General features: G+C 64.7%; 12 protein-coding genes and 2 pseudogenes. 5 read left to right on the plus strand and 9 right to left on the minus strand.

Features of this window, described 5'->3' with window-relative positions; genetic code table 11:
* Together ACIGXX_RS37415 and ACIGXX_RS37420 are read left to right on the plus strand one after the other, a co-directional pair.
* Window positions 1–786: WD40 repeat domain-containing protein (locus ACIGXX_RS37415; RefSeq protein ID WP_399982623.1), on the plus strand; the 786-nt coding region annotated here is incomplete at its 5' end.
* Between the two features lie 552 nt (window positions 787–1338).
* Window positions 1339–2970 carry an IS1182 family transposase gene (locus tag ACIGXX_RS37420; protein WP_399982627.1) on the plus strand — a complete coding sequence of 544 codons (1632 nt, stop codon included), beginning with the start codon at window positions 1339–1341 and terminating at the stop codon, window positions 2968–2970.
* A 211-nt stretch (window positions 2971–3181) separates the two neighbouring features.
* On the opposite strand, the gene ACIGXX_RS37425 is transcribed toward ACIGXX_RS37420, so the two are convergent.
* The gene (locus ACIGXX_RS37425; RefSeq protein ID WP_399982630.1) at window positions 3182–4345 is read right to left on the minus strand and encodes a tyrosine-type recombinase/integrase; all 1164 of its coding nucleotides are present in this window, start codon (window positions 4343–4345) and stop codon (window positions 3182–3184) included.
* Between the two features lie 410 nt (window positions 4346–4755).
* Window positions 4756–5073 (minus strand): nucleoside triphosphate pyrophosphohydrolase, encoded by a 318-nt coding sequence (locus ACIGXX_RS37430; protein ID WP_399982634.1) that lies wholly within the window; start codon window positions 5071–5073, stop codon window positions 4756–4758.
* Between the two features lie 239 nt (window positions 5074–5312).
* On the opposite strand from ACIGXX_RS37430, the gene ACIGXX_RS37435 reads away from it, so the two are divergent.
* Together ACIGXX_RS37435 and ACIGXX_RS37440 are read left to right on the plus strand one after the other, a co-directional pair.
* Window positions 5313–6755, plus strand: coding sequence for a DNA phosphorothioation-associated putative methyltransferase (locus tag ACIGXX_RS37435; protein ID WP_399982637.1), 1443 nt, complete (start codon window positions 5313–5315; stop codon window positions 6753–6755).
* A gap of 59 nt (window positions 6756–6814) precedes the next feature.
* On the plus strand, window positions 6815–7666 hold the full coding sequence (locus ACIGXX_RS37440; protein WP_399982640.1) for a hypothetical protein: 852 nt from the start codon (window positions 6815–6817) through the stop codon (window positions 7664–7666).
* Between the two features lie 165 nt (window positions 7667–7831).
* Here ACIGXX_RS37440 and ACIGXX_RS37445 read toward each other — a convergent pair whose 3' ends face one another.
* Complete coding sequence (locus tag ACIGXX_RS37445) at window positions 7832–8629, minus strand: phosphoadenosine phosphosulfate reductase (RefSeq protein ID WP_399982771.1); 798 nt, start codon at window positions 8627–8629, stop codon at window positions 7832–7834.
* 299 nt (window positions 8630–8928) lie between these two features.
* On the opposite strand from ACIGXX_RS37445, the pseudogene ACIGXX_RS37450 reads away from it, so the two are divergent.
* Window positions 8929–9938: pseudogene (locus ACIGXX_RS37450) on the plus strand (IS5 family transposase).
* 20 nt (window positions 9939–9958) lie between these two features.
* On the opposite strand, the gene ACIGXX_RS37455 reads toward ACIGXX_RS37450, so the two are convergent.
* The 6 genes and pseudogenes from ACIGXX_RS37455 to ACIGXX_RS37480 all read right to left on the minus strand — a co-directional run bounded on the left by ACIGXX_RS37455 (window position 9959) and on the right by ACIGXX_RS37480 (window position 15880).
* The gene (locus ACIGXX_RS37455) at window positions 9959–10300 is read right to left on the minus strand and encodes a hypothetical protein (protein ID WP_399982643.1); all 342 of its coding nucleotides are present in this window, start codon (window positions 10298–10300) and stop codon (window positions 9959–9961) included.
* A gap of 56 nt (window positions 10301–10356) precedes the next feature.
* Window positions 10357–10551, minus strand: a pseudogene (locus tag ACIGXX_RS37460) (transposase); the annotation flags it as partial.
* Between the two features lie 74 nt (window positions 10552–10625).
* A complete protein-coding gene (locus ACIGXX_RS37465) occupies window positions 10626–11273 on the minus strand; it encodes a hypothetical protein (protein WP_399982646.1) in 648 nt (215 codons plus the stop codon).
* Between the two features lie 211 nt (window positions 11274–11484).
* Window positions 11485–12387, minus strand: a complete 903-nt coding sequence (locus tag ACIGXX_RS37470; RefSeq protein WP_399982649.1) for a phospholipase D family protein — start codon at window positions 12385–12387, stop codon at window positions 11485–11487.
* Window positions 12384–14258, minus strand: coding sequence for an ATP-binding protein (locus ACIGXX_RS37475; protein ID WP_399982652.1), 1875 nt, complete (start codon window positions 14256–14258; stop codon window positions 12384–12386). The genes ACIGXX_RS37470 and ACIGXX_RS37475 overlap by 4 nt, the downstream gene beginning before the upstream one ends.
* Entirely contained in the window at window positions 14255–15880 is a 1626-nt protein-coding gene (locus ACIGXX_RS37480; RefSeq protein WP_399982655.1) for a DEAD/DEAH box helicase, read from the minus strand. The genes ACIGXX_RS37475 and ACIGXX_RS37480 overlap by 4 nt, the downstream gene beginning before the upstream one ends.
* Window positions 15881–16231: the final 351 nt, after the last annotated feature.

The raw sequence follows: 16231 nt of genomic DNA on the forward strand, positions 1-16231 counted from the left end.
AATTCCGGCAAGGCGAGAAAGACCCTCACCGGCCACCGAGACGCGATTACGTCGGTGGCATTCAGCCCAGATGGCGCGACTCTGGCCACCGGCAGTGAGGATAACACCGCACGACTCTGGGACTTGAATTCCGGCAAGGCGAGAAAGACCCTCACCGGCCACCGAGACGCGATTACGTCGGTGGCATTCAGCCCAGATGGCGCGACTCTGGCCACCGGCAGCGAGGATAACACCGCACGACTCTGGGACTTGAATACTGGCAAGAGGAGAAAGACCCTCACCGGCCATGGTAAACCGCTAGACGGGTTAACCGGGATAGTCGAAAATGGCGTGTCCGCCGCCACATTTAGTCCGGACGGTTCCATCGTCGCGACCGGCTGCGGCGACGGCACTGTGCGGCTATTCAACGTGACAACCGGCAAGAGAATCAAGACTCTCTCCAATCACCCCTACGGCGTAGAATCGATAATATTCACCCCAGACGAAAATGCACTCATAGCAAGCGGAGGGGATGGGACTATCCGCATATGGGATGTGGCTGCAGGTGAAATCCGCGACATATTCTTCAACGATTCCTCCTTCGCGGTTTCAATTGCCTTGAGCTCCGATGGTTCAACTCTTGCCAGGAACATCGATTCGGCAACGGTGCAGCTGCTTAACATAGCCATACCGAGCCCAGAAGAGGCGATTAAAAAAATCTGCCAAGCCATTCACCGAGATTTCACCCAGGAGGAACGGTCGAAATACTTGCCCGAAATTCCAAGGGAGCCTGTGTGTCCACCGTGAATCGCGTATGCCTTGCAACTTTGAGCACGAGAGGGAAGATTAGTTAGCGCGTCGAGGATCGATTAACTTCAGTATCGGGCAGCCCTGGTTAATTCGTAGGCACCAAAACCGAACAGAGGCGAATGGGCCCAGATTCGATGTTTCACCTGCCATCGTTAAGCATACGCCGAGAGTCACTTCGCCATCATCTTCCTGGCTCCGACCGAGCCGCCAAGCTCCCCCTACCGTCGGACGAGCAGCGAACTCGTCCGCGACACCGCCTGCTGATCAACTATTAGCCGAACCACCAGGCCAACATGCCCGAACTCAATTTTCCCCCAGGGGCAGTAGACATCGGCACCTGGGCGTGAAGTCCGGATGGACGAATCGCCCCTGGGCCACCCCCGAAGCGCATGTCACTACCTATCTCTGTGCATCCCCGGTTAGCGAAGACCCTGCTGCCCGATTCGGTGGTGTGTTCCGCTCGACCAGCCTGACCCTCATTGTGGTGGTAGGTCAGAGCGGGGAGGTCAGGAGGCCGAGATGTCCATGTGTCCGCGCCCCATCCCTGCCGTGCCCGATGCCACCGCGCGGGTGGCCCGTCTGGCGTTCCGCAAGGGCTGTCTGGCCATGCGACTGCGCGATGAAATCGGGGTGCTCTTCGAGGACGAGCAGTTCGTCGAGGCGTTCCCCAGCCGGGGCGGCCCCGGTCTGTCTCCCGGCATGCTGGCTTTGGTCTCGGTGCTGCAGTATGCCGAGAACCTGACCGACCGGCAGGCTGCCGAGCAAGTCAAAGGCCGGATCGACTGGAAGTACGCCCTGTCGCTAGAGCTGGAAGACCCTGGCTTCGACTTCTCTGTGTTGTGCGGTTTCCGCGCCCGCCTGATCGAGCACGGTCTGGAGGAGAAGATTCTCGACATGTTCCTGCAACGCGCGAAGGAAATGGACCTGCTGCGGGCAGGGGGTCTTCAGCGCACGGACTCCACCCATGTCCTGGCCGCCATCCGAACCTTGAACCGGATGGAGCTCGCCGGCGAGACCCTGCGCGCCGCACTGGAGGCTGTCACCGTCGCCGCTCCTGCCTGGTTGGCTCAAGTAGCGCCTCGGGCCTGGTTCGAACGCTACGGCGGCCGCGTTGACGCCTACCGGCTGCCCCGCGCGGAGGGTGCCCGCCAGGACTACCTGATCACGGTGGGGCAGGACGGGTTCGCCTTGTTGGAAGCCATCTGGACGCCCGAGGCACCAGCCTGGCTGCGGCAGCTGCCCGCCATCGAGATCCTGCGTCGGACCTGGGTCCAGCAATTCCACCGCGGCCAGGACAGCGGGGTGAGCCCGCGGAGAGCCAAGGACAAGGACCTCCCGCCCGGCAAGCTCCTGCTCTGCTCGCCCTACGATCCCGAGGCCCGGTACTCGGTCAAGCGTGGTTTTGAGTACATCGGCTACAAGGTTCACCTCTCCGAAGTCTGTGAGCCCGGGCAGCCGCACCTGATCACGAATGTGGAGACCACCCACGCCGCCGTGGGCGATGTGGAGATGACCGGCATCATCCACACACACCAGGCCAAGAGGGCCGTGAAACCCGGCGAACACCTCGTCGATGCCGGATACACCAGCGCCGAACACCTGGTCTCCGCACGAGCCAAGGCAATCAACCTGGTGGGCCCCCTGCAGCTCTCCACGAGCCAGCAGTCCAAGGACGGCGGGCGTTTCGCCCTGCCCGCGTTCGTTATCGACTTCGAGCACCAGCACGTCACCTGCCCGGACGGCAAGACCAGCAGCGCCTGGCGGGAGGAGACAAGCCGGGGCGCACCGCTGATCAGGGTCGCCTTCCGCCGAAACGACTGCAAGCCATGCTCGCTGCGGGCACAGTGCACCAGTACGGCACTTGGCGGGCAGCGCAGACTCACCATCCGTCCCCAGCCTCTGTACGAGGAGATCGAGACCGCCCGGCATAACCAGGACAGTGACGAGTGGAAGGAGCGCTACGCCGTCAGGGCCGGTGTCGAGGGGACGATGAACCAAGCCGTCCGAGTTACAGGAGTGCGGACCACTCGATACCGGGGACTGGATAGAACCCGGCTCGCTCATGTGCTGACCGCGACCGCACTCAACGTCGTCCGCCTGGACGCCTGGTGGACCGGTACACCGATCAGCCCCACACGTGCCAGCCACTTTGCGCGACTCGGCATGGCCCTCGCGGCCTGACCACCGAATCGGGCAACAGGGTCTTGGGTAATCGGGGATCCGCCGGTGCCGCGCCACCGCCGCACGGACGCGCCGCTGATTGCGTGGAGCAGCGGACTCGGCGTGGCTTCCGCGATATCCAAGTGGGGGGGCCAAAACATCGGTCTGCAGATTCACCTGTTCGAGCGGACGGAGACAGTTGACCCTCGGGTGAGACACCCGGTGCCGACCGTCAGGCGGGTGGGGGCCGCAGCACTGCCTGCATGATCGTCCGGCAGCGGTCCCAGGAGGCGGGGATGAGGTGCCCGTAGATGTCGACCGTGGTCTTGATCGACCGGTGCCCGAGCCAGCGGGAGACTTCGTGCACCGGGATGCCGTGCCCCAGGGCACTGGAGGCGAAGAAGTGGCGCAGGCAGTGAGGGGTGTACAACGGAGCGCCGTCGGGGTGGATGAGTTCCGCGTCCCTGAGTGCTTTACGGAAGTGATACGCATACGTGGTGGCCGTGGGCATGGTCCCCTTGCCGCGGAGGCGTGGCGCGAACAGCACATGGTGTCCGGACACGGTCGATGTCCCCCACTCGCTTAGATGCTTTTCGATCTCGTGGGCGAGAAAGGGCGCCAGTGGAACGTCCCGGTACTCCTTGGCGGTGCGGTGCTTGAGCGGTACGAACCGCGTTGCGCAGTCCAAGCGGTGGGCCTTGGAGCTGACCTGCTGGCGCACCCGAAGGAACTCGGAGCGGCGGCAATCGGTAGTGAAGGCGAGGGCTTCGCTGATCCGTAGACCCGCTCCAGCTTGTAGGTACACGCTCAGCCGGTAGTGCGGTGAGATGCGCTCGGCGATCAGATCGACTTCCGCCAGAGTAGGCAGCAGGTCCTCATCGAGCGCGGGGGATGCACTACGGGGGAGTTTGACGCCGTCGGTGGGGTCATCGGGCCGTCGCTTGTCTTTGCTCGAGACTGCCTTCATACGGTCGCGCACCGTGCTCGCGGCGAGATCCTGGCCCAGGGCAGCGACGAGGACTTCGATGTCGTATCGCTCGATCCCGGCCAAAGGCCGATCTCCGAGGCGCGGGAGCAGATGGATGCGTAGAAAGCTCTCATAATTGCGGTAAGTGGCTTCACTGACGGCCTGGCGCTCCAACCACTGCTTGGCGTAGGCGCCCAAGGGGATCTGACCGCGTCTAGGATCGAGGAAGAGACCCTCGTATTTGTCTCGTTGCAGTCGTGCGGCATAGGCATCTGCCTGCCACTTCAGGTCAAAACTGCGCTCGCGTTGGCGGCCTCCGGCGCTGCGTGGCTCGCGGTAGCGTACGGTCCAGGAGTGCCCGCATCGGGTGCGCTGGCAGGAGTAGTGGGGGCTGCGTTTGTCGCTTCTGCATCGTTGGTAGACGAGCATCGAACCTCACTTCGGCACCGGTGGGTATTCGAACTCGCCTGGGGCCCTCGGTCTGGCTTTCAGGTATGTCGCGGCGTCGCGACCCTGACGAGGCGTCCGGTGGAGCTACTGCGGCGGGTTCCAAGTGCAGACTCGCTGCGCCACTGTCTTGCGGCGCGGCCGGCTGTGCCGGATGGAGCAGCCGGGGAGGTGCCCCGATCTCCGGGCAGCGGTGATACGGCTCGGCCAGTTCTCGGCCTCCGGCCATGGGCTTCCTGTTTGACGATCCGGCCACCCGTCTGCGCAAGCTCTTCCAGGAGCTGCCGACCGCCGCTCGGGGGATATATGCGCCCGCCGAGTGCCGGTGACGCCGCAGGCCGTGGTTGATCGTCGTGACCATCCACGGGCCTACCAGTACTGGGCCGAGTGGATCAGCAGTTGCCCTTCCAGATGATCCGGTCGGCGAAAACGCCCCGCTCTCGCGCCTTGGCCTGGCGGACACTTTCCAGTCCTGCCGAGTCCGTGCCCAGGTCTGCAGCGAGCGCGTGCACGACTTCCAGTACGTCCGCGAGCTCCCCTAGAGCCACCGCCTCGTCTGCCGACAAGAACTCGGCGACTTCCTCGCCCAGTTTGTCCCGAAGTCTGCTGCGGTATTCCTGGGAACCGGCGACGTAGGTGATCGGCTTTGTCCCCTCGGCCCGAATGATTTCAGGGATCCGGTCCCTCACCAACTTGCCGTAGCTGTCCATCTGCTCCCTTGCCCGCCTCGTCCCCGCGTGCGTACCGGCGTGACCCCTCGTGTCATCGTGGCCTACGTCTGGTTGCAGGCTAAGTCATATAGAGCCGGGATCAGTTGGGCGCCGTGTAGCTGAAGCGATCGCGCGATGAGTCCAGAGGCTCAGCGTAGATGAACGGATATAGGAGTGAGTGCCAGCGTAGGGTGCGGGGACGTCGTGTGCTGGCCGGTCCGTTGCAATAGGGGACACCGATGACGCAGCAGCTCTGGAGAAGTCAGAGGCATCAGACCGCCATCGGCCGTGTCGGGCTATCGCTACCGGCTCGTCGCGCCCTTAGCGACCTGAAAATGGAACCTGGGACGGAAGTACTCGACTACGGGTGTGGGCGCGGCGGTGATGTGCGCGCACTTCAACACCTCGGTCTCGACGTCACGGGTTGGGACCCAGTGCATTTCCCCGACGGTCTCCGCAGGCTAGCCGACGTCGTCCTTCTCACCTACGTCCTGAACGTCATTGAAGACTCAGCCGAACGGCGCGAGACGCTCTTGCGAGCGTGGGGACTCACTAGTTCTGTGCTCGTGGTGTCTGCGCGACTGCGTTGGGAGCGCAACCAGATCAGAGGGACAGCGCACGGTGACGGCATCTTGACTCAGCGCCGCACCTTCCAGCATCTCTACGCGGCTGGGGAACTCCGCGACTACGTCGAGGACGCAACGGGAGTGCGCTGCGTGTCGGCGGCGCCGGGCATCGTCTACGCCTTCAAGGACGACGAGGCCCGCCTCAGCTACCTGGCACGCCAGATTGCGCCCGAGGGCGCGTGGCTGGAGTCTGAGGACACCGCCTCGGCGATCACTTCCGTCGTCGATCACCTCGAACAGCGCGGCCGGATGCCTCAGCTGGAGGAAATGCCGCAGCCGATCATCGGCCTCCTTGGCCACCTACGCCCCGTTGAGCTGAAGCGCCTTGCCGAGCAGGCAGCAGACCCGGTGAAGGTGGAGCGCAGCGCGGAGCGCGGTGCTCGCGACGTACTAGAGTTCCTTGCCCTGGAGCTCTTTCATGGCCGAGGTCCTGCAACCAGTCTGCCGCTCCCCATTCAGCTGGACGTTCGCGCCTTCTTCCCCTCGTACACCGAAGCGTGTCAGCGAGCCGATCGCCTGCTGCTCAAGCTGCGCGATGACGCATACATCCGCCGGGCGATGAACGGATCGATCGCCGGCAAGTTCACCGCAACCGCTCTATACGTTCATCGCCGGGCGCTTCACCGGGTCCCGACCGTACTGCGCTTGTATGAGCAGTGCGCGAGTATCGCTGCCGGCCGGCCTGGCGAGTGGTCCGTCGTCAAGCTCCGCCACCAGGGACGCGGCGCCAGCTGGCTCGACTACTCAGAGTTCGATACAGACCCCCACCCCCGCCTCGCGGCGTCGTACGCCGTCGACCTGAAGACCCTCAAGTCTTCCTTCACCTCGTACGCAGACTCGACCAACCGTCCGCTCCTGCACCGCAAACACGAATTCCTCGCAGAGGACGATCCCGATGCGCCCAAGTACCGGCGGCTCACCGAAGCCGAAGTACGCGCTGGCCTCTACGAGAGCCCGCACTTGATCGGCACTGAAGAGGGATGGGAGCGCGAACTCATGCGCTGCGAAAGGGAATTGCGCGGTCACCGGCTTGTGCGACGAACCACCAGCACATGAGCCTCGCGCCAGCCTTCGATCCCGGCGTGATTGTCAGTGGTGCGTGAGACGCTCCGTCCATGACCACCACTCGATCGGGCGGCTCCTGCCTGCCCTCCTACCGAACGCAGTCAACCCTTGCGCTGTCCGAGCCCGAGGACCACGTCCGTGAACTCACCGACTGGGTCGAGCACGCCTCCGCGGTCGCCGGAGCGCCGGGGGCGCAGGAGGTCTGGGACAACGCCTACAAGTGGCTGCGCCTCGCCCAGGGGCTGCACACGATGACCTTCGACATGTCCTACGACGACGGCGGCATGTGCTCGGTAGGCAGCGACTTCGATGCCGTTTGGACAGAGATGATGGAGAGATGGCAGCTGCACCAGGTCCGGCTCGGCCACCTGCGCGCAGCACTCGAGGGGTTCGCCCGGCTGCTGCACCCCGATGCTACGCATCCCGGGCACGCCATCGAAGCGGCTGAACAGCAGTTGCAGCACCACGCCGAAGCGCTGCCCGTACACGCACGAGCGGTTGCCGAGCACTTGGGGACACACTCCCCGGACCATGCAGGTAACAGCGATGCGCCGCTCGCGACGGGAGTGGTGCAGGCGATTGCCTTGCACGAGGAGGCGGTACACGGACGTGCGGGCATTCCCGAGCCGACCGACGACGCGGATATGAAGATCTCCGCCGCTGGGCACGCTGAGGTCTGCGCCGCCAGGGAAGCCTCCACGGTGCTTCTGCTGGGGATCCAGGTGCTGATGGCAGCAGCGGTGAAGAAAGGCCGCGTCACGGCCTTCGACGACAAGTACCTCCTGGACGGAATGTGGATTCCCGACGCCTCCGGTGACAGCCGATGGGTGGACGAAGAGATGCCCTACGGCGAGTATCTGGCTGTTCTCCACCTTGCCCCCGGCGAGCCGCCCGAGCTCTGAGTCCATCACACCGTCTGCTCTCCGGCGGCGGGCTGCAAACCGGTTCGCCGGCGAATATCGCTAGCTCCGCCCTGACTTCGGTCCAATGCGGCTTCACTCCTGCAGCCTCAGGGGGAATCGCGAGCGGGGCCAAAGCCCATGGCTTCTGGCCCCGCTCAGGGCATTTCAGGTCATGCACCAACCCGAGTCGCAAGAACTTTCGTCGTCGACGCCGCCATCACTCGGGGACACATCAGGGATGGCCTGGGTGAGCGGGACACCGTACCTCGTGAGATACACGGCGTCCCGCCCGAGCGCGGCCCGCCGCCGATTGATCGTCTCCTCCAGCTGGACCGGCAAGGCGAACAGCTCCGGCTCGTGTCTACGCTGGTGACGCCATGCGCCGACCGTACGGAAGGGGCAGAAGAAACACGAGCTCTTGGGCGGCACTGGCAGACCGGCCTCGCCGATGATGCGCTCGCAGTCGTCCCTGCGGAGCCTGAGGTCGAGCAGCGGGTACTCGACTACCTCGTGGGACTCACTTCGTCGACGATTGGCTCGGTGGATTTCGTCGAGCGATATGCCGATGCCAACCGCCGCTGGATGCTCTGCGGTGGCTCCGTGCTCCCGGAGCCACCGTCCGACCACCTTGATCTTGAAGTCTGCCGTGCAGTTGCGTCGGCCCGGAGCTCCGTTGGCCATGCGGACAGGGATGGGGATCGACCGTGTGTCCGGCCGGTTCAGCCGCTGCATGAGCGTTTCGGTAGTTCCGTCCCGACGGCGGCGATCGAGCTCATGAACCTCAAGCCCGGCGCGGGCGGCGTACGGGATGGCGATCTCGCGGACGTAGGCCAGCGTCGCTGGGTGCTCGCTGTCGTCGCCGACGTTGGCGAAGAGGAAGGTGCGGAAGTCGATCTCCCTGCGAGCGGCCAGTACGAGCAGGGCCGTGCTCTGGACGCCACCGCCGTAGGAAATGGCCCTCAGGGGGTGCCGGTTCGGCTCGCTGGAAGCGGCTTGAGGAGTGGGGTCGGTTGGGTCGGCGTGATGGGCTCCCGAGGTCTGCTGCAAGATCGACACGCGAGAGAGAGTATGGATGGAATTCCAGTAAATCAAGTGTTCCTCTCGCAGCTGTCGGCGAACAGCGGAAACAGCTATGTGCTGGCGTGGGGCACTTGTGCGCCGGACGTTGTGCGCGGAGGGGCGAACTCGGTCCTGTCTGGAGTTGAAATCTTTGTGGGCTGATTCGGCTATCGAACTGGTGCTTGATTGGTAGAACCGTCGGTGTGACGCGACGTCAACTGAGCGACATTGAGTGGGAGTTGATCGAGCCGTTTCTGCCGGTCGGACAGTACGGCCCGCACCCGCACCCGCACCCGCAGCGGCTGCGTGAGCAGTTCGAGGGCTTGGTGTGGCGGTTCCGGACCGGCAGCCAGTGGCGGGAGATGCCGCGGGAGGAGTTCGGGGCCTGCAGACGGTCTACGAGCGCTTTACCCAGTGGCGGGACGAGGGTGTGTTCGCCGCGCCGATGGAGGGGATGATCGCCGAGGCCGCCCGACGCGGCCAGGCGGACATGTCGTTGGTGAGCGTGGACTCCACGGTGGCGCGTGCGTACCACGACGCGGCCGGGATGGTGGTGGACCCGGAGGTCCTGACGCGCTGGAGGAGGCTGCGGCGAAGAAAAAGGGGCAGCGAAAACCGGGCAAAATGCCCCGAGGGCGGCCCAGTCGCAAGAGCGGGAGGCGGACCGGGCGGAGCGTCGACGGGTGCGGCGGCAGCGCCGTGCCCGGCTCACGGCGGTGGTGCTGGGCCGCTCGCGCGGCGGGCTGACCAGCTAGGTCCACCTCGCGGCGGACCCCCGCTGGCGCCCGCTGGCGTTCGTGCTCACCCCCGGGCAGGATGCCGACAGTCCTCAGTTCGTCGCGGTACTGGAAAACGTCAGGGTGCGCGGGCCCGTCGGCCGCCCCCGCACCCGCCCCGACGCGGTTGCTGCCGACAGGGCGTACTCCTCCCGGGCCAACCGCGCCCACCTGCGCAAACACGGCATCAAGGCCGTGATCCAGGAGAAGGCCGACCAGGCCGCCAACCGCAAGAAGCGCGGCAGCGCCGACGGCCGACCGGTCTCCCACGACGCCGAGCGGTACAAGGACCGCAAACCGTGGAGCGCTGCATCAACAGGATCCGGGCCTGGCGGGGCTTGGCCACGCGCTACGACAAGACACCCGACAGCTACATGGCAGGGCTCCAGCTACGCAGCTCGATCATCTGGATGCGCAGCCTCGACCCCGCCACGTGATGCACGACTCCAGACAGGCCCTAGAAGGCACGAAGCTCGAAGCTGATCCCCATGTCGTCGAGGTCGCTTTCGAGCCTCCAGCAAACGTCGCTCTCGTAGAAGCTCGCTGCATCGCCGTTCCCCTCAGCGGGGTCGATCTTGTCCATCTCGGGGACGTCGTAGGCCATCGTGTACCCGGCCTCCGTGTCGGTCCACTGGACCCGGACCACCATGTCCGCTGTGCCGATGTCGTAGTTGTGGTTCCCGTGGTTCTTAGCGATGTACTCGAACGGGTACGTGAACGTGTAGCTGTCGTCCTTCTTGATCGACCGCAGGTAGTCCTGCTCGTTCTCGAAGCCATAGTTGTTCGACTCACTCCACATGGAAGGAGCGTAATGCCCTGCAGCTCTGCCAGAGTCGACACTATGGGTCACTGGGTAAAGCGCTCGTAGACCGTCTGCCAGGCCCCGAACTCCTCCCGCGGCATCTCCCGCCACTGGCTGCCGGTCCGGAACCGCCACACCAAGCCCTCGAACTGCTCACGCAGCCACTGCGGGTGCGGGCCGTACTGTCCGACCGGCAGAAACGGCTCGATCAACTCCCACTCAATGTCGCTCAGTTGACGTCGCGTCACACCGACGGTTCTACCAACCAAGCACCAGTTCGATAGCCGAATCAGCCCACAAAGATTTCAACTCCAGACAGGACCTAGCGCTGAGGCGTGATGGTGACGGAGTAGCCGTCGGACAGAACCGATGTGAGGTACTCGGCTGCGGTGGCCCGGTCGGCAGCAGTGAATGTTCGTGCGGCGGGCAGAGGCTTCTGCGGCGGAGATACGGCAGGGGGACTGGTTCTGCGCCCGCGAGGTTTCTGGGAGCCGCGCTGCCCTGCACGGAGCTTGGTGACCTCGGCTTGGTCGATGGTCCGCTGCCGTTGTGGTGCGTCTGCCAGGATGGTATCCAGGAGCCAGAGCGGGGACCCGGAGAGGACCAGGTCGGCCTCGGCGATCCTCCGCCGGTTACGCCAACGGGAGACTGCCTGTGGGTCCTGACCGAGGACGCTGCCTGCTTCCTGGATGCCGAGGATGACCGGCAGTTGCTCCTTGGCCTGCACTTCATAGCCGTGAGGGATGCTGGCCCTGTAGTCCGTCAATTGTTGCTGATCGACCTGGCGGTCGCCGTCGCCGCTGATGTGAAGCACCGTCGTCAGCAGCCAGTACGGGTTGCCGGACGCGAGCAGGTCGGGCTCTGGGAGCGTGCCTTCCGTGCGCCATTTCTGTGACGTCTGGCGCTCGATGGCGAAGAGGGAGGCGATCTCGGCGTGCCCGAGCAAATACGGGACCCGCGCTTGAGACATGCGTAACTTCCCCACGCCGATGTTCTTGCCGAGTGACCGCCAGGTGGGCGCTGCTGCCTCACCAGGCTGTCGGTACAGATCCTAGGCGTGCGGCAGCCATCCCAGTGCATCAGGTCCGGCCTGAGGTCGTGGACGGTGCCGCCCCGGCAAGCACCTTGTGCGGGCGGGAGGCCGGCCTTGGTTGCAAGGCCGGCACGATCGCCCACGGGGGTTAGGACAACTCCTGTCCGTGCCGGATTTCCCACGTCCCGACGTCGGTGTAGAAACGGCCGAAGTGCCGAAGCCACGCTGCGATGGTCTCGGTGGTCCTTCTGGCCTGTTCGCCTGTCATGCCTGCCTGCTCCTGCAGCGCTTGCTGCAACTCCACGTTGCTCAGGCGGTCTCCCGCCACGAGCGGCTGGAGAGCCGGGATTTCCCGCAGGCGGCTCTCGATCACGTCCGAGAATTCCGTCTCGGACAACCCTGCGGGCATGCCAAGGAGTGCCAGGTCCCGGAGGATGGCCGCTTCGACGGACCGCCCCAACTGGGCGCTCCCGCAGTAGTACGGGTAGAGGGCCTCCGGGCGTCGTGTCACTGGATACCAGCCCTGAGGGGCTTCCTCCCGGGACTGGTCGGAGGCAGTCGGGCGATGTTCCTTCAGCAGGTCGGCCTGTCTTCTCACGAGCTCGGCCATGTGCGGCGTCGCCTCGACCGTGCGGGCCGTGATCTCGGCGAGCACCCGGACGACTTCCGGGTGGTCTGCAGGCGCCTCCACCAGAATCTCGATGTTGGCGTTGGGGGCGCGCCCGGTGGCCTTCCCGGTCATATTGGCGGACCCGATCAGACACCGCTCGCCGGTGAGGTAGAGCTTGGCGTGCAGGCTGGGGCAGAGAGCAATGCGCAGCCGCCTGTCCTCGTCGATGAGCTCGATGATCTCCGGATCGGACACCCCTGCCGCCACCTCCTCGGGGATCCAGCGCGTGATGCACTCAATCTCCTCGACGGTGTTGGGGAGGGCGGACAGAGTGGCTGTTAGGACCTCTCGTTTGATGAATGGCGCCACGAGTGTGACGCGTCCGTGGGCCCCCTCCATGAGTTCCTCGATCTGCTTCCAGATGCGGCCGGGCTCGCTCACGCGCCGTCGGCCTTCCCGTCCACGAAGTCACGGGCATACCGGCCCCACTCGCGGCGCGCATCCGCAATTCGCTCTCGATCACGATCGGGGTAGGTCTCGTCCTCCATGCGTGCCCAGGAGAACAGCAGCAGTTTGAAGGTCTCGGCGGCCTGGTTCAGTCGATAGCGCAGGTCGTCGACGTCGGCGTCCTCGGGGACGTCTTCGAGGACGTCCATCAGCTGACTGTGCAGAGGGTGCTTCTCGTTGAAGATCACCTGCAGCATGCCAGCCATGAGGTCAATGCTGAAGAAGGCGGAGGTGTCCTGGAAGCTCGAGATCCACCGCGCGCGAAGATCCCTCTCCAGGGCCTCGTCGACCATCGACTCCGCGGTGTCCTCATCGAGGTGGTGCCGCTGGGTGAGGGCCGCGACCTGTTCCTGCCGCTTGGACTCGGTGGTTGTGCCCTCTTCGAGCTCGTCGGTCTTGCCGGTGTAGCCCTCTTCGCTACGGCGCTTCACTGTCTCGGACGCGCGGGCATCGACGTCGTCCTGGTGCCTCTTCTTGTTCTTGCGGGTACCGACTGTCTGTTGCTTGAGCTGCTGACGGATGGCTCGCAGTAGCTTCTCTTCGAGGTAGAGCACTAGGTCGATGAGGTGTCGACGCGGATCATCGAGTTCGGCAAGGCGTTCCTTGAAGGCTTTGAAGGACTCGCCAGGCTCAGCGTGAGTCTTCCAGTCGAAGTGAGCCAGCGACGCGAAGACAGTGGCGCTTTGCTTGTTGTTCGTCACGCCGAAAACAGGGTCGAGCTCCGGGGGGAACTCGACCTCGATGCCCCACCAGCGTTCGACCGGGTTGTATCCAATGGCCCACGACGCGTCGAGTTCCAGCTCCCGGCCCTGTCGGACGAGCGAGATGCCGATGTTCTGCTTTGCGTGCTTGCCCCAAGGAAGATCACCGGCGTCCTGTACACGGCTTGTGCCGTCGGGCCACGGGTGGCCGTCGACGTCGGGGCGGCGAGCTTCCGGACGTGCGATGGAGGCGCGGACGGTGATGTTGTGTTTCTTGCCGCCGTAGAGAACGGGAAAGTGTGCAATCCCCGGCTCGGACTCGCTGCCCATGGAGAAGGGCATGAACATCGGCTGGTCCGAGAACGGCTCTGGCGTGGAAGAGGACCCCATGAGGTACAAGGGGTCGTTGGGCTCGGCGCGGTACTCGCGGCCGACTACCTCGCCGTCCCTGACGGGCGCCATCCTGATTTCGACGCGTCCATCGCGAAGGTAGTGCCGGTAGACCCGGCCGATGAGGTCCGCGGTGTGCTTGAACGTCGCCGCAGCCCCGTACCAGTTGACCTTGTCAAGATTGCTCCAGACGACAAGGGTGCCCGTGTTGTCGAGGCCCTCGCTCAGGTTGCGCCAGTAGTCCGGCAGCGGGTCGTGATGGGGCTCGGGAACGTCGTCGACGAGACCCTTCTCTATGTCTTCGAGATTGAGGTACGTGTGCATGGCGTTGCCCGGCCCGTTGGTCCATGACCAGACGTCGAGTCGCGTGCACTGGGACATGCTGGAGTTGGGCAGGCCCATGCCGAACCTGCCGATGCGCTTCGGGTCAGCGCCGTGGCCATCCCCGTACTTCAGAGCGCGCCGCAAGTCCGACGTCTCCATGCCGTGGCCGTTGTCGAGCACAGCGATGGTCTCGACACGGTGGCTGGTACGAGAACTAACCTGAATCGGGTTTTCGCAGGCGAAGACCTCTACCAGCGTGGCCTTGGCGTCGATGCTGTTGTCGATCAGTTCGGCGAGGGCGTAGGAGGTGTTCTTGTAGCCGCTGTCCCGCATGGCCTTGACGGTCAGTGAAGGAGTGACGATCCGGTAGTTGCTGCCGTCGTTGGTCACGCTGTCTCCCATACGTCTTCCCAGTTGGTGAATGCCTCTGCCACGTCGCCGAACCCGGGAAGCTCCGGGTTCACGACGGTGACGATTTCGCAGGTGTCAGTGCCGCCAGCCTTCGGGCCACGGATGGCGCGACCCACCATCTGGCTGTACAGCACAAGAGACTTGGTGGGACGGGCGATCACTGCCGCGCTTGCCGCCGGCGCGTCGAAGCCCGTCGTCAGGACGCCGAAGTTGCACAGCACCATGGGGCGCCGACCGGCCCCCTTGAAGCGTGATATGACCTGGCTGCGATGCCGAGGGGAGGACTCGCCCGTAACAAACTCGGCATCAAAACCGGCGGCGGACAGTACTGCCGCGATAAGTCGGCAATGCTCCACGGAAGCAGCGAACACCAGGATGCGCCGGTGCTGCTGGAGCAGCTCCGTGATCGTCTGGACGACCTTGAGGTTCCACTGCTCATCGCCCGCAAGCTCGGCCATCATGTTGGCCGGGATGTCGAACGACCGCGCAAGGAGTTGCTGGTCCCGGGCGGATAGGTGCATGCCTGCCTCGGAGGCCACGGTCCGCATCAGCGGCTTGGCCAGGTACCCCTGCTCGATCAGGGCCGTCACCGGGTTGGTGTAGCCCTCGATCTCCAGCATGACCTTCTGCCGGGAGAAGTAGTCGGAGAGTTCCTCGTCCTTGGAGACGTCGGCCCACGTGCGTCCCGGTGTGGCGGTCAGCCCGAGCAGACTTGAATCGTGACGGATCGTCAATTCGTCGACAACCCTCTGGAACGTGGGGGCGATGATCTGATGGGCCTCGTCGAAGACCGTGAGCGTGCTGCGCGCCGCGAGGGTAGCCAGGAACTGCGGGTCCGCCTTGGCCGCCGAGGCAGCCTTTTCCAGGCCGAGAACGACAAGCCCGTCGGTCATTTCTGCAAGGTTGGCCGGGGCACTGCCCCATACCCGCAGGACAGGGAGCGGGCGGTCACCGACCTTCGTCCAGGCGCGCTCGAACTCGGTGGCGGCCTGCTCCAGCAGCTCCTGCCCGTGGGCCAGCCACACCACCACAGTAGGTTCGTGTCCCCGCAGGTGGTCACAGATCAGGCTCATGCCGGTTCGAGTCTTTCCCACCCCCGTCGGAAGGTGCAGCACCGTCCGGCGGGACCCGTCGTACAGCAGCTCTTTGACCCGTGCCGCCGCGTGTCGCTGGTGCGGGAACAAGCCGTACTCGGGAGTCGACTCCTGCTTGAACGCCGGGGGAAGGGACGGCACCCGGTCGATCGCGAAGCCGAAGAACTCCAGCAGTTCGCGTCGCTCGTCCGTCGTCCACTTCAGGCTCTGCAAGTAGTCCAGCGGCTGCTGCTCATCGTCCACGGAGCCCAGGCGCTGTGCCAGCTCTGCCTGCTTCGGGCCCGGAACCAAGGCGATCAGGGCGGAGCGTTCAGCATCGTCGGCGACCAGACGCTCGGCATCGATGGCGATCGGGGCAACGGCACGAAGGCGGTCGTCTTCCGCTGCGCCTCCTTCGATCAGATCGAGCAGAGCGCACAGCCGCTCGCCGACATGTCTCCGGATGTACGCCATCGGCGCATCCGCCAAGAGCGCCTTGAACGACATCCCTGGCGACCACGTCGTCACTGCCTCACCTGCCCGGCAGGCTCCAGCCCGTCCGCGTCCGCGGCCGGAACAGCTGTCGTCATGAATTCCATCCCTAGTTCGAGCACGCCAAACACCGCCCCAACGTGCGCAGTTACTGCAACGCTGCAGCGTTCGGATCAGCCTAGACGGGGCCACTGACAACAGGGGCACCATCAGGCGAAAAGCCCACACAGGAAGGACATTTGGTCTCGCCAGCCGACTCGGCGGGTCGTGGTACGGATCTTGATGCATGCGACTTGCACGCATGGCGCCCCCGTGTAGAACATTCATTCGATAGGTGGTCGCGACACCCCGCGTTCGAGTGATTCAAAGAGTGGATCTCGGCTCGCG

It is taken from the genome of Streptomyces sp. NPDC055243 (assembly GCF_044544025.1).
Taxonomy (GTDB): Bacteria; Actinomycetota; Actinomycetes; order Streptomycetales; family Streptomycetaceae; genus Streptomyces.

Coding starts and splice junctions, on each gene's coding strand:
- ACIGXX_RS37425 (WP_399982630.1), bottom strand. CDS start 4,345: ATGCTCGTCTACCAACGATGCAGAAGCGACAAACGCAGCCCCCACTAC.
- ACIGXX_RS37430 (WP_399982634.1), bottom strand. CDS start 5,073: ATGGACAGCTACGGCAAGTTGGTGAGGGACCGGATCCCTGAAATCATT.
- ACIGXX_RS37435 (WP_399982637.1), top strand. CDS start 5,313: ATGACGCAGCAGCTCTGGAGAAGTCAGAGGCATCAGACCGCCATCGGC.
- ACIGXX_RS37440 (WP_399982640.1), top strand. CDS start 6,815: ATGACCACCACTCGATCGGGCGGCTCCTGCCTGCCCTCCTACCGAACG.
- ACIGXX_RS37455 (WP_399982643.1), bottom strand. CDS start 10,300: ATGTGGAGTGAGTCGAACAACTATGGCTTCGAGAACGAGCAGGACTAC.
- ACIGXX_RS37465 (WP_399982646.1), bottom strand. CDS start 11,273: ATGTCTCAAGCGCGGGTCCCGTATTTGCTCGGGCACGCCGAGATCGCC.